The organism is Amycolatopsis sp. La24 (assembly GCF_029087445.1).
Taxonomy (GTDB): domain Bacteria; phylum Actinomycetota; class Actinomycetes; order Mycobacteriales; family Pseudonocardiaceae; genus Amycolatopsis; species Amycolatopsis nivea.
On sequence record NZ_JARACH010000039.1, the window covers coordinates 68280 to 82344 of the forward strand.

Here is a 14065-nt window from a genome sequence, read left to right on the forward strand (position 1 = left end):
GGCCGCCGGCTCAGCCGTCCACCTCGATCGCGAGCGCCGGGCAGAGCTGCGCCGCCTCCTTGGCCTGCGCCTGCAGTTCCGCGGGCGGGTTTTCCTGCAGCAGCACCACGATCCCGTCCTCGTCGCGCTGATCGAACACCTCGGGCGCGACGAGCACGCACTGCCCGGCCCCGACACAGCGGGACTGGTCCACGACCACCTTCATTTCGCGGCTCCTTTCACCAGGTCACGGGGAGTTCGTGCACCCCGTAGACGACCATGTCGTGCTTGAACTTCAGCTCCTCCAGCGGCTTCGCCAGCCGGAGCGTCGGAATCCTCCGGTAAAGCGTCCGGTAGGCCACCTGCAGTTCGACCCGCGCGAGCGGCTGGCCGAGGCATTGGTGCACGCCGTAGCCGAACGCGACGTGGTGGCGTGCCTTGCGGGTGACGTCGAGCTTGTCCGGCTCGGGGAACTGCGTCGCGTCGCGGTTGGCGATGTCGGTGGCCGCGACCATGCCCTCGCCCTCGCGCACGGTCTGCCCGCCGATCTCCAGGTCTTCGAGCGCGACGCGGCGGCGTCCGGAGTGGACGATCGTCAGGTAGCGCAGCAGCTCCTCGACCGCGTTGGCCAGCAAGGCGTCGTCGCCGTCGCGGACCGCGGCGAGCTGGTCCGGGTTCTCCAGCAGCGCGACCGTGCCGAGCGCGATCATGTTCGCCGTGGTCTCGTGCCCGGCGACCAGCAGCAGCTGCCCCATCGAAGCCGCTTCCCGGACGGTCATCGCGCCGGTGGCGACCTGACCGGTCGCGAGGCGGCTGAACACGTCGTCAGCCGGGTCGTCGATCTTCTTCTCCACCAGCCGCCCGAGGTAGTCGAGCAGTTCCTCCGCCGTGGCGAGCGACTGTTCCGCGGTCGCTTCCCGCGAGACCAGTATCTTGCTGCAGCGGTGGAAGAAGTCGCGATCCTCGTACGGCACGCCGAGCAGCTCGCAGATCACCAGCGAAGGCACCGGCAGCGCGAACGCCTGCACGAGGTCGGCGGGCTTCGGACCGGCCAGCATCTCGTCGAGCAGCTCGTCGACGATCTGCTGGATCCGCGGCCGCATCCGCTGGACCTTCTTCACCATGAAATCGCCGGTGAGCAGCCGTCGCTGGGCGGCGTGCTCCGGATCGTCCATGCCGATGAACGACTTGAACCGGCTGCGCCGCACCTTGAGCCCCGGCGTCTGCGACGGATAGCCGGCGCGGCCGGGATCGGCGCTCACCCGCGGGTCGGTGAGCATCGCGCGGACGTCTTCGTAGCGGGTGAACAGCCACGGTTCGCTGCCGTCCCAGATCCGCACGCGCGACACCGGTTCGTCGCGCAGCTTGCGGTCGAGATCGGGCGGCGGGTCGAACGGGCAGCGCCCGCGCGACATCGGGAACTGCTCTACGGGCCGGGCGTCGGCCATCACAGCCTCCTGGAAAAGTCACCAAACGAGTGTTCGGATACTTACCGAACAGATGTTAGGCGACTTCGTGAACAATTGCCCAGACTCGGGTCCAAAGATCACCGGGATGGCCGTGGACAAGAGGGGGAAAGCGGGCGAAACCGCCCGTGGCTCAAGCGAAAATGAGCGCCAGCAGCTCGTCGGCGAAGCTCACCACGGCGTCCTCGCCCGGCTGCCTCCCGGACGAATGGAACAGCGCGACGCGGCCGTGCGCGCCGACGAACGCGATCACCCCGGCCCGGTCGGCGGGCACCCGGAGCGCGGCCCCGGCCTCGGCGCAGCGGGCGAACGCGGCGCTGATCTGGTCGACGAAATCGATCGTCGGACCGTGCGGCCGGACGTCCGGCGAGGTGCGGCTCGACCCGTTGGCGGTCATCAGCCGGTAATGGCCGGGGTTGTCCATCGCGAACCGGCAGTACGCGTGCAGCAGCGCACGCAGCCTGCCCACCGCGTCGTCGGCGGGCACCTGGGATTCGGCGGCTTCCATCGCGAGCCGCAGCCGGCCGAACTCGTGCTCGGCGAGTCCGGTGACGAGCGCGGCCCGGTCGCTGAAGTGCTGGTAGATGCTGGCCGGGGCGATGCCGACGGCGCGGGCGACGCCGCGGATGGTGAGCGCGTCCTCGCCGTCGAGTTCCGACAGGAGCCTGCTGGCCGCGGCGAGGATTTCCCCGCGCAGCCGCTCGCCCTCGCCCCAGCGGTTGCGCGTGCGGGCCTGGACTTCTTCGGACACTTGCCCATTGTTACCGCTCGCGCTGCCCCGCACCGCTCCGGCCCGCCGCGGATGTCGGTCGTTTCGTAGCCCGTCAGCCATCCGAGGTTCACCGGCTGGGCGCGGGCGGCCGATAGCGTTCGCCGGTGGACGATCAGGGGTGGCTGGACGACTTCCAGCGGCGGATTGACGAGATGCAGGCGAAAAGCGTTGCCCTGCAGGAAACCTTGAGCACCGCGGAGGGCCGCGCCAAGTCGGGCGACGGGCTGGTGTCGGTCGCGGTGACCCCGAACGGCGCACTCAAGAACCTCGAGATCGACGACCGCGCCCTGCGGCACGGCGGCGCCCGGCTGACCGCGGCGATCATGGACGCCTACGGGAAGGCGCAGCGCCAGGTGTCGCGCGACGTCATCGACGCGTTCGAGCCGATCGCCGGCGACAGCGAGATGATGAACGTGGTCAAGTCGTACCTGCCGGAGCCCGAGGAAGAGCCGGAACCTCCGGCCGAGCCGCCGCGGCCCGAACCGCCCGCCCGTTACGCGGGACCTCCGCCGGGCAGCACCACCCCGCCGGGCAGCGCGGCCTACGGACGCCCGATGCCGCCGCCGGGCGGCGCGACGCACAGCCGTCCGCCGGTGCCGCCTCCCGGCACCACCCCGCCGCCGCCCCCGGCCGCGCCCGAACCGCCCCGGCCGACGTCCGGTCCGCATCGCAGGCGCGCCGCCGGCGAGGACGACGACGAGATGCAGCCGTGGTGACCGGATTGTCAACCCGTCGTTAGTGTTGGGAAATCACCAGTTGCCGGACCGTACGAATGGGGGGTCACAGACCGGGAGCTTCTGCCTACTTTGGGTTGAGCGCGCGCAAAACCGGCAAAACTCCCCGATCCCCCCAGGAGCTTTCTTATGTCCAGGAAGTTCGTGCTGTCCGGCGCGGTGGCGCTCGCGCTGGCCGCCGCCCCGCTTTCGGGCGCCGTGGCGGTCGCCGCTCCGGCTCCTTCCGCCGTCGCGTCCGCCACGGTCTACTACTCGACGTCCGGCGCACCGTCGTTCCGGGCCGCGATCAACGCGGGCGCGGCGAACTGGAACCGCGCGGTCACCAACGTGAAGCTGGTCGAGCGTTCGTCCGGGGCCACGCTGCGGTACGTCGAGGGCAACGACCCGCGCGGCTCGTACGCGCAGACCGACGGGCACGGCCACGGCACCATCTTCATCGACTACACCCAGGCCCGCCAATACGACAACACGCGGATCACCGCGCACGAGACCGGCCACGCGCTCGGCCTGCCGGACCACTACTCGGGCCCGTGCTCCGAACTGATGTCGGGCGGCGGCCCCGGCCCGTCCTGCCACAACGCCAACCCGAATTCCCAGGAAGCCTCCCGCGTGCAGCGGTTGTGGGCCAACGGGCTCAGCGCGGTCTCCGGACCGCAGCAGCGGATTTACGACCACTCGCCGGTCGGCTGACGCACAGCTGAGCGAAGCGGCGGCCGGGCACGTCCCGGCCGCCGCTTCGCTGTCAAGGGCGCCGAGTCGGATAGCGCCGTTCGGGCCCGGGTTGAGGTCGGAATCCTCCTCTTTCCGCCGGGACCGGGAATCCCCGGACACCGCCCGTGGTTGGCTTGCCTTCAGACGAAGGGGAGGCATTCATGGCGGAGATCGTTCTGGTTCACGGCGCTTGGAGCGACGGGTCGGCGTGGCTGGAGGTGATCCCCGCGCTGCACCGGCAAGGACACCGGGTCCGTGCCGCGCACCTGCCGATGACCTCGCTCGCGGACGACATCGCCGAGGTTCGCCGGGAAGCCGCCGCTTTCGATGGCCCGGTCGTGCTGGCCGGCCATTCCTACGGCGGCGCAGTAATTTCCGGTGCGGCGAAGAACAATCCGCAGGTCAACGCCCTGGCTTACTTCGCGGCGTATGTCCCGGACGAAGGCGAGAACGTGCCTGCGCTGAACGGCAAGTTCCCGGACTCGCCCGGCAACGACGCGATGGTGTTCACCGAGGACGGCTGGTCGTCGCCCGACCCGGACCGCTTCCACTGCGCCTTCGCCGCCGACGTGGCTCCCGAACGAGCCACCGCACTGGCCGCGGTGCAACGCCGTGCGCGTGCCGAGTGCTTCGCCGTGCCCGCGGGTCCTGGCGCCTGGCACGACCTGCCGACCGCTTACGCAGTGTCCACAGAGGACCGGATCCTCAACCCGGACTTGCAACGCTGGCTCGCCGAGCGGGCTGGGGCGGACTGTGTCGAGTTGGCGGCCAGTCACTATTCGCTGTGGTCCCAACCGGACGCGGTGGCGACGGTGATCGACAAGGTGGCGGCGCGCGGCAAGTAGCGGCTACTCGCCCGCCGCGGCCGCGAGCACCGCGAAATCGGCTGCCCGCATCGGTCGCGCGTGCGCGGGGCGCGGAGTGCTCGGCTCCCTGACCACGGTGACCGGCACCGTGGTCAGGCCGAGCCGCAGTGCGACGGGGATCCGGTGATTGCCGTCGAGCGTGCCGAAGTCTTCGCAAAATCCGAGCCGCAACGGCGTCCGGATTCCGTTCCGCGCGATGTCCTCGGCGAGGGCGTCGAGGTGGCTCGGAGTGTCCACCAGCGCGGAGCCCACCGTTTCGCGATCCACCGCGCGGTACCGGACCACAAGCGGCACAGGCAGTTCAACCGGCATCCGCCCATCCTGGCACGGCGGAAATTCAGTTGCGCAGTCCCGCCCAGGCAGCCGAGTATTCCGGTCATGACCACCGAACCCGCCCGTCGTTGCCCGTCCCGCTGTCTCGCCGCGCGCGGCAAGCAGCAGACGGCGCAGGAAGGGATCCGCCAGGCAGTGCGATGAGCGCCGCGCTCGTCGCGGGGCTCGTCGCCGGGTACGGGATCGCCATGCCGGTCGGCGCGATCGGCGTCTACCTGGTCGAACTCACCGCTCGCACGTCGTGGCGGGTCGGAGCGGCCGCGGCGATGGGCGTGGCTACCGCGGACGGCGTCTACGCCGTTCTCGCCACCACCGGCGGAGCCGCGCTGGCCCCGCTGCTCGCCCCGATCACCACTCCCCTGCGCCTGACCTCCGCCGTCGCGTTGTTCCTGCTCGCCGCGTGGACCGCGGTCCGGGCGATCCGGCGTTATCGTTCCCCGGAAACTCCTTTGCTGGCAACGGAACCGCATCCGCTGCGGGCGTACGCGACGCTGCTCGGCCTGACCCTGCTGAACCCGTCCACCATCATCTACTTCACCGCGCTCGTCCTCGGCGACCGACCGGCCAACGGCACCGTGTTCGCGGCCGCCGCGTTCGCCGCTTCGGCCAGCTGGCAACTGGTGCTGGCCGTCGGCGGAGCGTTGCTCGGACGCGGCCTCACCGGTCCGCGCGGACGGCTCGGCACCGCTTTGCTGTCCAGCGCGGTAATCCTCGTGCTGGCGGTGCGGCTCCTTTAGGAAACGACCGTGCTTTCCCTTACCTCCAGGGAAAACGGCGGCTGCACCGAGCGCGGCGCAGCACTCTCCGTACCGGCGAGGCGGCTGTCGATCAGGTCGATCGCGGCCTCGGCGATAGCCGCCTTGTCCGGCGAGATCGTGGTGAGCGCGGGGAGGCTGAACGCGCTCTCCTCGGTGTTGTCGAAGCCGACGATCGCGATGTCCTCGGGGACCCGAAGCCCGTGCTCCGCCGCCGAGCGCAAGGCGCCGACGGCCAGCAGGTCGTTGAAGCAGAACACCGCGTCCGGCGGTTCTTCCTGTGCCAGCAACCGTTTCATCGCCGCCGCTCCCTCGGCGCGGTGGTACTTCGCCACCGGTTCCACCAGGGAATCCGCCGACCGCAACCCAGCGTCCGCCAACGCGGCCCGGTAGCCGGCGAGCCGCAGCGACGACGTCCCGCGCTGGGGGTTCGCGCCGATCGCCGCGATCCGCCGGCGGCCGAGCGACACCAGGTGCGACACCGCGACGTGCGCGGCCCGCACGTTGTCGATCGCCACCCGGTCCAGCGCGACGTCCACCGCGTGCTCACCCAGGAGCACCAGCGGGATTTTCCCTTCCGCGTCGGGGAAATCGTCCGCTTCGAGCGCTTCGGGATGCACGAGGGCGCCGTCGACCAGATGCGGACCCAATGAGTCCACAGTGGCCCGTTCCCGGTCGCGAGTCCCTTGCGTCTGCTCGATCAGCACGCTCCACCCGCGGCGCTGCGCGGCGGTGATCACCAGCCCGGCCATTTCGCCGAAGTACGGAATGCTCAGCTCCGGCACCATCAACGCCAGGAACCCGGTCCGCCCGCGGCGCAGGTTGCGCGCGCCGACGTTCGGCCGGTACCCGGTCGCGGCCAGTGCCTCTTCCACGCGCCGCCGGTTCTCGGGCTTCACGAACGCGTAGCCGTTCACCACGTTCGACACGGTTTTCACCGAAACGCCCGCCAGCGTCGCGACGTCCTTCAGGGTCACGGCCACGCTGACTCCTCATCTCGTTCGCCCAGAGCCCATCACGAGCCCGCGAAGCTCTCCGCACCAGCCCCGACGACCACGTAGTGTAGCGACGTTTTGCCTGTTTACAACGTTGTTCCAACGATGTAAAAATAGCCGGAGCTCAGCGGGGTGACGGCCGTCACTCCGCCGAGCGGGTTGCCCCAGTCGTCGGCTGCGAGGAGTCCGCCGTGTCCCCGTCCGTCCCTGCCCGCTTCGCCCTCGTCGCCGGGGCCGCCACGGCACTCGTGCTCGCCGGCTGCACCAGCCGCGAGGAAACCCCGGCCGCGCAAAGCAATGGCTCCGGCCCCGCCGCCTCGGCCGCGTCCGCCGCGCCGGCCGCCGACGGCTGCACCCTCGACAAGACCGGGTACCCGAAACTCGACCCGAAGACCGCGATCGTCGGCTTCTCCCAGTCGGAGAAGGAGGCGAACCCGTTCCGGATCGCCGAGACGCAGTCCATCCGCACCGAGGCGGGCAAGCTCGGCATCCCGGCCGACCACCTGCTCACCACGAACGCGCAGAGTGACCTCAACAAGCAGATCTCGGACATCAAATCGCTGCTGGACCGGGGTGCGCAGCTGCTCATCGTGGCCCCGCTGAACTCCGACGGGCTGCAGCCCGCGCTCGACGCGGCGAAGGCGAAGAAGGTCCCGGTCGTCACCATCGACCGGCAGGTCACGTCGAAGCCGTGCACCGACTACCTCACCTTCATCGGCTCCAACTTCATCGAACAGGGCCACCGCGCGGCCGCCGCGCTGGCGAAGTCCACCGGCGGCAACGGCAAGGTCGCGATCCTGCTCGGTTCCTCAGGCAACAACGTGACCACCGACCGCACCAAGGGGTTCAAGGACGAGCTGGCGAAGACGCCAGGCCTCACCGTGGTCGCCGAGCAGACCGGCGAGTTCGACCGGTCCAAGGGCCAGTCGGTGATGGAACAGCTGATCCAGAGCCATCCGGACCTCACCGCGGTGTACGCGGAGAACGACGAGATGGGCATCGGCGCGGTCAACGCCCTCAAGACCGCGGGCAAGAACCCCGGCAAGGACGTGAAGGTCGTGTCCGTGGACGGCACCCGCAACGCGGTGCAGCTGATCGTCGACGGCAGCTACAACGCGGTCATCGAGTCCAACCCGCGGTTCGGGCAGCTGGCGTTCCAGACGCTGCAGCAGTTCGAGGACGGCAAGCCGATCCCGCCGAGCATCGTCATCACCGACGACTCGTACGACGAATCGAACGCGGCCCAGAAGGTCGGGAACGCGTACTGATGACGAGCACGGCCGACACCCAGGTGGCGACCATGACCGCACCGGTGCTCGAGGTGACCGGGGTGACCAAACGGTTCCCCGGCACCGTGGCCCTCGACAACGTCTCCTTCAGCCTGCGCCGCGGCGAAGTCCACGCGCTGGTCGGGGAAAACGGCGCGGGCAAGTCCACTTTGATCAAGGTCCTCACCGGCGTGTACCGGCCGGACGAGGGACAGGTGCGCCATCTCGGCGAACCGGTCGAGTTCCGCAGGCCGATCGACGCGCAGCGCGCCGGGATCTCCACCATCTACCAGGAGGTGAACCTCGTCCCGCTGATGAGCGTGGCGAGCAACGTCTTCCTCGGCCGAGAACCGCGCACCCGCACCGGATTGATCGACTGGTCCGCGATGAACGAGCAGGCCCGCGAACTGCTCAGCGGGTACGGAATCGACACCGACGTGCGGCGTCCGCTGCACACGCTCGCCGTCGGTGCGCAGCAGATGGTCGCGCTGGCTCGTGCGGTGTCCACAAAGGCCGGTGTGGTCGTGATGGACGAGCCGACGTCGTCGCTCGAACCGCGCGAAGTGGACACCTTGTTCGAGGTACTGGCCCGGTTGCACGCGGACGACATCGCGGTGCTTTATGTGAGCCACCGGTTGGACGAGCTGTACCGGGTGTGCGACAGCGTCACCGTGTTGCGCGACGGCCGCGTGGTCCACAGTGGACCGCTGAAGCCGTTGCCGCGCATCGAACTGGTGTCGATGATGCTCGGCCGGGAGATCCGGCAGATTCGCGCTGAGGGCGTCACAGCGTTCGGCGAGGAGCATCATGCGGAGAAGGAACCGTTGCTGCAGGCTTCGAATCTTTCCGGTGGCAACAAACTGCACGACGTTTCGGTGAGCGTGCGGCCGGGCGAGGTCGTCGGGCTGGCCGGACTTCTCGGGTCCGGTCGGAGCGAGACCGCGCGGGCTGTCGTCGGGGCGTTCCCGCTCGACGGCGGTACTGTGCTGCTGGCCGGGAAACCGTTGAAACGCGGGAAGATCTCCGCGGCGATGCGGGCCGGGATCGCGCTGCTGGCGGAGGACCGCAAGGCGGACGGGATCATTCCGAACCTGTCCGTGCGAGAGAACATCGTGCTCGCCGCGTTGCCGCGACTGTCCACTTTCGGCTTTGTCAGCCGGTCCAAACAGGACCGAGTGGTGAAGACGTTCATGGAACGGTTGCGGATCAAGGCCTCCAGTCCGGAGCAGAAGGTGTCGGAACTGTCCGGCGGAAACCAGCAGAAGGTCTTGCTGGCGCGCTGGCTCGCCACCGGACCGAAAGTGCTGCTGCTGGACGAGCCGACGCGCGGTATCGACGTCGGAGCGAAGGCCGAGGTGCAGGCGCTGATCGACGAACTGGCGCAGGACGGGCTCGGCGTGCTGCTGATTTCGTCCGAACTGGAAGAGATTCTCGACGGCGCGGACCGGGTGGTCGTCCTGCGCGACGGCAGCGTCGCCACCGAATTGGCCGGCGACGCGGTCACCGAAGACAACGTGCTGGCGGCGATAGCTGCAGGGGGTGACAACGATGTCGACCGCGACACTGACGAGACCTGACCGCGCCCGCGTCACGAGCTGGCTGCAGAACTACGGCGTGTACCTGGCCGTGGTCGTGCTGCTGCTGTTCAACATCGCGTTCACGCAGAACTTCCTCTCCGCGGCCAACTTCCGCACGCAGTTGGTGCAGGCCGCGCCGGTGTGCATCGTCGCGCTCGGCATGGCGCTGGTGATCGGCACCGAGGGCATCGACCTGTCGGTGGGCTCGGTGATGTCGGTCGCCGCGGCGCTCGTCCCGCTGTATCTCGGGGCCGGGCCGGTCATGGTGATCGTGGTCGCGCTGATCGCCGGGGTCGCTTCCGGGCTGTTCAGCGGATTCCTGGTGGCCCAGCTGGGCATTCAGCCGATCATCGCGACCCTGGCCTTGCTCGTCGGCGGTCGCGGGCTGGCGCTCGTGATCGCGCACGGGCAGCTGGTGCAGCTGCACAACCCGGACTTCCTCGCGCTCGGCACCGGCGACGTGCTCGGCGTGCCGATCATGGTCCTGGTGGCCGCAGTCCTCTCGGTACTGGCCGGATTGCTGGTGCGGCGCACCACTTTCGGCCGGCACCTAGTCGCGGTCGGCGGCAACCGTCCCGCTGCGACACTCGCCGGACTGCCGGTGAAACGCGTCCTGATCGGCGTGTACGCCATGTCCGGCGCGCTGGCGGCAATCGCGGGCGTGCTGTCCACCGCACGGCTCGCCGCGAGCGATCCCAACGACCTCGGTCTGCTGATGGAACTGTCCGCGATCACCGCGGTGGTGGTCGGCGGGACTCCACTTACCGGCGGCCGCGTGCGCGTGCTCGGCACGGTATTCGGCGCGCTGCTCATGCAATTGGTGCACGCGACGCTGATCAAGCACAACCTGCCCGATTCCGCCGCGCAAATGGTGCAGGCCGCCATCATCGTCGCCGCGGTGTACGTCGCCCGGGAACGGAGCACGCGATGATCGCGACCACCGCCGCCCCGCCGTCGGAACGCGGCGCGGCGTTCGCGGCAGTCCTGCAACGCCAAGGCGCGGCCGTAGTGCTGGTGCTCGGCGTGGCTGCCGCTTGGTTTGCCTTCCCCCGCTTCGGGTCCGCCGACAACCTGCGCGACCTCGCGTTGCAAAGTTCTTTCCTGGCAGTGATCGCGCTGGGCATGACGTTCGTGATCATTTCCGGCGGGATCGATCTGTCCGTCGGCTCGGTGTACGCGCTCGGCGGCGTGCTGGCCGCGTACGGTTCCCAATACGGCCTAGTCGTGGCGATCCTGCTGCCATTAGTCGTTTGCGGACTGATCGGCTTCATCAACGGGCTTCTCATCGCTCGCACGAAGATGGCGCCGTTCATCGTCACGCTCGCCTCGCTGTTGTTCGCTCGCGGTCTCCTGCTGGCATTGACCAACGAGGGCGCGACGACGTACAAAGTAGAGCCAGGTTCGGCGTTGCTCTGGCTGGGACAGGGCAAGATCTTCGGCATCGGCGTACCGGTGTATCTCGCTCTGGTCCTTTTCGGACTCGGCGGTCTGCTGCTGCGCCGGACCCGGTTCGGCCAGTCGATTTTCGCACTCGGCGGCTCGGAACAGTCCGCGCTGCTGATGGGTCTTTCGGTGGCCCGCACCAAAATCACCCTCTACACGCTCAGCGGCACGCTCGCCGGATTCGCCGGCGTGCTCACCGCGGCGTACCTGCAATCAGGCGTCACCGTGCTCGGCGTCGGCACGGAACTGGACGCGATTTCCGTCGTGGTCATCGGCGGAACGCTGCTCACCGGCGGCGCGGGAACCGTCATCGGCACGCTCGTCGGCGTGCTGCTGAAGACGCTGATCCAGAACGTCATCAACCAGGTCGGCACCCTCGATTCCAACTACCAGACGGTGGTCAGCGGCGCGTTCCTGCTGGTCGTCGTCGTGATCCAGCGACTGCTGGCCCGCTCCCGCCGATCCTGATCCGCGCAGTCCCCCTTCGCAGGAGATCCACCTGTTAGTAGGAGGTTCGACGATGGTCCGTCCTGCCCGCAGACCCGGCCGTTTGGCCACGGCGGCCGCCGCGCTCGCCGTGGCCGTGTCCGGGTTGTCGAGTGTCCCCGCCGCCGCGGCCGATCCGCCGCAGTGGCACCGCCTCACCCCTCCCCTGACCACCCCGTGGACCGGCCAGGTCTCGCCGGACAACGCCCTTCCCGAATACCCGCGGCCGCAAATGACCCGCGACAACTGGCAGAACCTCAACGGCGTCTGGGAATTCTCCGCCGCCAAACCGGGCGATTCCCCGCCGATCAAACGCAGTCTCGACGAACGCATCCTCGTGCCGTATCCGGTCGAATCGGCGTTGTCGGGAATCATGCGGCACGAAACGTCGATGTGGTACCGGCGGACGTTCCAGGTGCCGAAGAACTGGCACGTCGGCGGCCGGGGCGAGCGACTCATCCTGCACTTCCAGGCGGTCGACTATGACACCACCGTGTGGGTCAACGGCCATCAAGTCGCCCGCCACACCGGCGGGTACGACGCGTTTTCCGCGGACGTCACCAACGCGTTGACCACCGGGAAAGACCAGGAAGTCGTCGTCGGCGTTACGGACCCCAACGACGCGGGCGGACAACCGCTCGGCAAACAGCGCAAACCCGGCGACGGAATCTTCTACACCCCGACGTCCGGCATCTGGCAGACCGTCTGGATGGAACCGGTGACCCCGGCCTACATCTCGCGGGTCGACACCACGCCGGACGTCGCCAGCGGCTCGGTCACCGTCAACGCCGTGGTGGGCGGACCGACTAAACAACGTGTGCAAGCCATCGCCTACGACCACGGCCGCGTCGTCGGCTTCGCGTCCGGACCGGCGAACACCCCGTTGAAACTCAAGGTGAACAAGCCGCACCTCTGGACGCCGGACGATCCGTTCCTGTACGACCTGCGGGTCTCACTGACCTCCGGGGACAGTGTCGGCTCGTACTTCGGCCTCCGGTCGGTTTCCATCGGGAAGACCGCCGACGGCAAGCAACGGATGATGCTCAACGGCAAGTTCGTGATGCAACTCGGCCCGCTGGACCAGGGTTTCTGGCCGGACGGCATCTACACCGCGCCCACCGACGCGGCGCTGAAGTTCGATCTGGAGCAGGAAAAGGCGCTCGGGTTCAACATGGTGCGCAAGCACATCAAGGTCGAGCCTGATCGCTGGTACTACTACGCGGACAAGCTCGGGCTCCTGGTGTGGCAGGACATGCCCGCGATGAAGGACGACATCGAGGCCACGCCCGCGTCGCAGGCGAACTTCGAATCCGAACTGCACCGGATGATCGACCAGCACCGCAGTTTCCCGTCGATCGTCACGTGGGTCCCGTTCAACGAAGGCTGGGGCGACTACGCCGTCGGCCGGATCGCCGACCAGGTCAAGGCCTGGGACCCGACGCGGCTCGTGGACGCGGAGTCCGGCGTCAACTGCTGCCGTTCCGAACCGGACAGCGGCCGCGGCGACATCTACGACGACCACACGTACACCGGCCCCGGAACCCCCGTGCCAGACGCCACCCGCGCCGCGGTCGACGGCGAATACGGCGGCCTGGGCCTGAAGGTCGACGGACACCAGTTCGACCCGGCCGGCAGTTTCGCCTACGAGATGGAACCGGACAGCGCCACGCTCACGCGCCGCTACGCCGAACTCCAGCAACGCTTGCTGCTCGCCGGACGGCAATGCGGAGTGTCGGCAGGCGTGTACACGCAGACCACCGACGTGGAGAAGGAGGTCAACGGCTTCTTCACCTACGACCGGCAGGTGAAGAAGATGGACTTCGCCGCCGTCCGAGCCGCGAACCTGTCGGTGATCAACGGCGTCGACGGCTCGCCGCAACAGGGTCCAGTGATCCCGCCAGGCACCCCGGGCATCGACGGAATCGCCGCGTATCCGTTCGACGAGAACAGCGGCACCACGGCAGCGGACACCGTGGGCCAGCACGACGCCACGCTCGTCGGCGGCGCTTCCTGGACCGCGGGACACAGCGGTTCGGCACTGGCGGTGAACGGCTCCGGCCAGTACGCGGACACCGGGGCACCGCTGGTGAAGACCGACCTGAGCTACAGCGTCGCCGCGTGGGTCAAGTTCAACGCGGTCGGCGACGGTTTCCAGACCGTGGTGAGCCAGGACGGAAACGACCACAGTGCGTTCTTCCTGCAGTACTCCGGCGCGGACCACAAGCTGGCGTTCAGCTTCGTGGGCACGCGGGCACTCGCCCCGCTCACCCCGGAACCCGGCCGCTGGTACCACCTGGTCGGGGTTAGGGATGCCGCTACCGGACAGCTCGCGCTGTACGTGGACGGTCAACTGGCGGCGTCGAAGAGCGTCTGCCTAGGCGAGGCGTCGACCGGCCACACCGTGATCGGCCGCGGCAAGTACGGCGGCAACCCGGTCGACTTCCTCAACGGGGCGGTGGACCAGGTGCATCTGTACGACCGGGCGTTGTCGGCTGCGGAGGTGGCGAAGCTGTACGCGTCCTGATGTCCGTGAAGGGCTCCTTGAGGGAATCTGACCTGGATCCACCGGTGTGAATTGGTGTTGTGGGTCGTGTCCGGTCGGGCAGGTGCCCTCTGGCCTGGGATGATTGTTCTTGCGACAGAGCAATTGTCACCGAGGGAGAGGGCACCTGCTGGATGC

Annotated in this window: 14 protein-coding genes; 9 read left to right on the forward strand and 5 right to left on the reverse strand. The window is 68.6% G+C overall.

Features of this window, described 5'->3' with window-relative positions:
* Nucleotides 1-10 precede the first annotated feature (10 nt).
* From PUT80_RS30210 to PUT80_RS30220, 3 genes are all read right to left on the reverse strand, one after another.
* A complete protein-coding gene (locus PUT80_RS30210; protein WP_037818343.1) occupies nucleotides 11-205 on the reverse strand; it encodes a ferredoxin in 195 nt (64 codons plus the stop codon).
* Between the two features lie 13 nt (nucleotides 206-218).
* A complete protein-coding gene (locus PUT80_RS30215; RefSeq protein WP_275294225.1) occupies nucleotides 219-1427 on the reverse strand; it encodes a cytochrome P450 in 1209 nt (402 codons plus the stop codon).
* A gap of 151 nt (nucleotides 1428-1578) precedes the next feature.
* Complete coding sequence (locus PUT80_RS30220; protein ID WP_107051187.1) at nucleotides 1579-2196, reverse strand: TetR/AcrR family transcriptional regulator; 618 nt, start codon at nucleotides 2194-2196, stop codon at nucleotides 1579-1581.
* 125 nt (nucleotides 2197-2321) lie between these two features.
* Here PUT80_RS30220 and PUT80_RS30225 point away from each other — a divergent pair, with 125 nt between their 5' ends.
* The 3 genes from PUT80_RS30225 (at nucleotide 2322) to PUT80_RS30235 (ending at nucleotide 4507) form a co-directional block, all read left to right on the forward strand.
* Complete coding sequence (locus tag PUT80_RS30225; RefSeq protein WP_275294226.1) at nucleotides 2322-2933, forward strand: YbaB/EbfC family nucleoid-associated protein; 612 nt, start codon at nucleotides 2322-2324, stop codon at nucleotides 2931-2933.
* Between the two features lie 147 nt (nucleotides 2934-3080).
* The gene (locus tag PUT80_RS30230) at nucleotides 3081-3641 is read left to right on the forward strand and encodes a snapalysin family zinc-dependent metalloprotease (RefSeq protein ID WP_037818340.1); all 561 of its coding nucleotides are present in this window, start codon (nucleotides 3081-3083) and stop codon (nucleotides 3639-3641) included.
* A 182-nt stretch (nucleotides 3642-3823) separates the two neighbouring features.
* The gene (locus PUT80_RS30235) at nucleotides 3824-4507 is read left to right on the forward strand and encodes an alpha/beta hydrolase (RefSeq protein WP_275294227.1); all 684 of its coding nucleotides are present in this window, start codon (nucleotides 3824-3826) and stop codon (nucleotides 4505-4507) included.
* 3 nt (nucleotides 4508-4510) lie between these two features.
* On the opposite strand, the gene PUT80_RS30240 is transcribed toward PUT80_RS30235, so the two are convergent.
* Nucleotides 4511-4840, reverse strand: a complete 330-nt coding sequence (locus PUT80_RS30240; protein WP_275294228.1) for a hypothetical protein — start codon at nucleotides 4838-4840, stop codon at nucleotides 4511-4513.
* Nucleotides 4841-5001: 161 nt separating this feature from the next.
* Here PUT80_RS30240 and PUT80_RS30245 point away from each other — a divergent pair, with 161 nt between their 5' ends.
* Nucleotides 5002-5598 (forward strand): LysE family transporter, encoded by a 597-nt coding sequence (locus tag PUT80_RS30245; protein ID WP_275294229.1) that lies wholly within the window; start codon nucleotides 5002-5004, stop codon nucleotides 5596-5598.
* Here PUT80_RS30245 and PUT80_RS30250 read toward each other — a convergent pair.
* Nucleotides 5595-6599, reverse strand: coding sequence for a LacI family DNA-binding transcriptional regulator (locus PUT80_RS30250; protein ID WP_043839563.1), 1005 nt, complete (start codon nucleotides 6597-6599; stop codon nucleotides 5595-5597). The genes PUT80_RS30245 and PUT80_RS30250 overlap by 4 nt on opposite strands.
* 203 nt (nucleotides 6600-6802) lie before the next feature.
* Between PUT80_RS30250 and PUT80_RS30255 the strand changes: the two genes are divergently transcribed.
* Genes PUT80_RS30255 through PUT80_RS30275 form a run of 5 tightly spaced genes read left to right on the forward strand, consistent with a single transcriptional unit; the run spans nucleotide 6803 to nucleotide 13909 of the window.
* Nucleotides 6803-7879: an ABC transporter substrate-binding protein gene (locus PUT80_RS30255; protein WP_037818335.1), complete on the forward strand. Its 1077-nt coding sequence runs from the start codon at nucleotides 6803-6805 to the stop codon at nucleotides 7877-7879.
* Entirely contained in the window at nucleotides 7879-9456 is a 1578-nt protein-coding gene (locus tag PUT80_RS30260; protein ID WP_275294230.1) for a sugar ABC transporter ATP-binding protein, read from the forward strand. Before PUT80_RS30255 ends, PUT80_RS30260 begins: the two co-directional genes overlap by 1 nt.
* Nucleotides 9428-10387 (forward strand): ABC transporter permease, encoded by a 960-nt coding sequence (locus PUT80_RS30265; RefSeq protein ID WP_037818333.1) that lies wholly within the window; start codon nucleotides 9428-9430, stop codon nucleotides 10385-10387. Before PUT80_RS30260 ends, PUT80_RS30265 begins: the two co-directional genes overlap by 29 nt.
* Nucleotides 10384-11367, forward strand: a complete 984-nt coding sequence (locus tag PUT80_RS30270; RefSeq protein WP_275294231.1) for an ABC transporter permease — start codon at nucleotides 10384-10386, stop codon at nucleotides 11365-11367. The genes PUT80_RS30265 and PUT80_RS30270 overlap by 4 nt, the downstream gene beginning before the upstream one ends.
* Before the next feature lie 52 nt (nucleotides 11368-11419).
* The gene (locus PUT80_RS30275; RefSeq protein ID WP_275294232.1) at nucleotides 11420-13909 is read left to right on the forward strand and encodes a LamG-like jellyroll fold domain-containing protein; all 2490 of its coding nucleotides are present in this window, start codon (nucleotides 11420-11422) and stop codon (nucleotides 13907-13909) included.
* Nucleotides 13910-14065 lie beyond the last annotated feature (156 nt).

Coding starts and splice junctions, on each gene's coding strand:
- PUT80_RS30230 (WP_037818340.1), top strand. CDS start 3,081: ATGTCCAGGAAGTTCGTGCTGTCCGGCGCGGTGGCGCTCGCGCTGGCC.
- PUT80_RS30245 (WP_275294229.1), top strand. CDS start 5,002: ATGAGCGCCGCGCTCGTCGCGGGGCTCGTCGCCGGGTACGGGATCGCC.
- PUT80_RS30215 (WP_275294225.1), bottom strand. CDS start 1,427: ATGGCCGACGCCCGGCCCGTAGAGCAGTTCCCGATGTCGCGCGGGCGC.
- PUT80_RS30260 (WP_275294230.1), top strand. CDS start 7,879: ATGACGAGCACGGCCGACACCCAGGTGGCGACCATGACCGCACCGGTG.
- PUT80_RS30275 (WP_275294232.1), top strand. CDS start 11,420: ATGGTCCGTCCTGCCCGCAGACCCGGCCGTTTGGCCACGGCGGCCGCC.
- PUT80_RS30270 (WP_275294231.1), top strand. CDS start 10,384: ATGATCGCGACCACCGCCGCCCCGCCGTCGGAACGCGGCGCGGCGTTC.
- PUT80_RS30240 (WP_275294228.1), bottom strand. CDS start 4,840: ATGCCGGTTGAACTGCCTGTGCCGCTTGTGGTCCGGTACCGCGCGGTG.
- PUT80_RS30235 (WP_275294227.1), top strand. CDS start 3,824: ATGGCGGAGATCGTTCTGGTTCACGGCGCTTGGAGCGACGGGTCGGCG.
- PUT80_RS30265 (WP_037818333.1), top strand. CDS start 9,428: ATGTCGACCGCGACACTGACGAGACCTGACCGCGCCCGCGTCACGAGC.
- PUT80_RS30210 (WP_037818343.1), bottom strand. CDS start 205: ATGAAGGTGGTCGTGGACCAGTCCCGCTGTGTCGGGGCCGGGCAGTGC.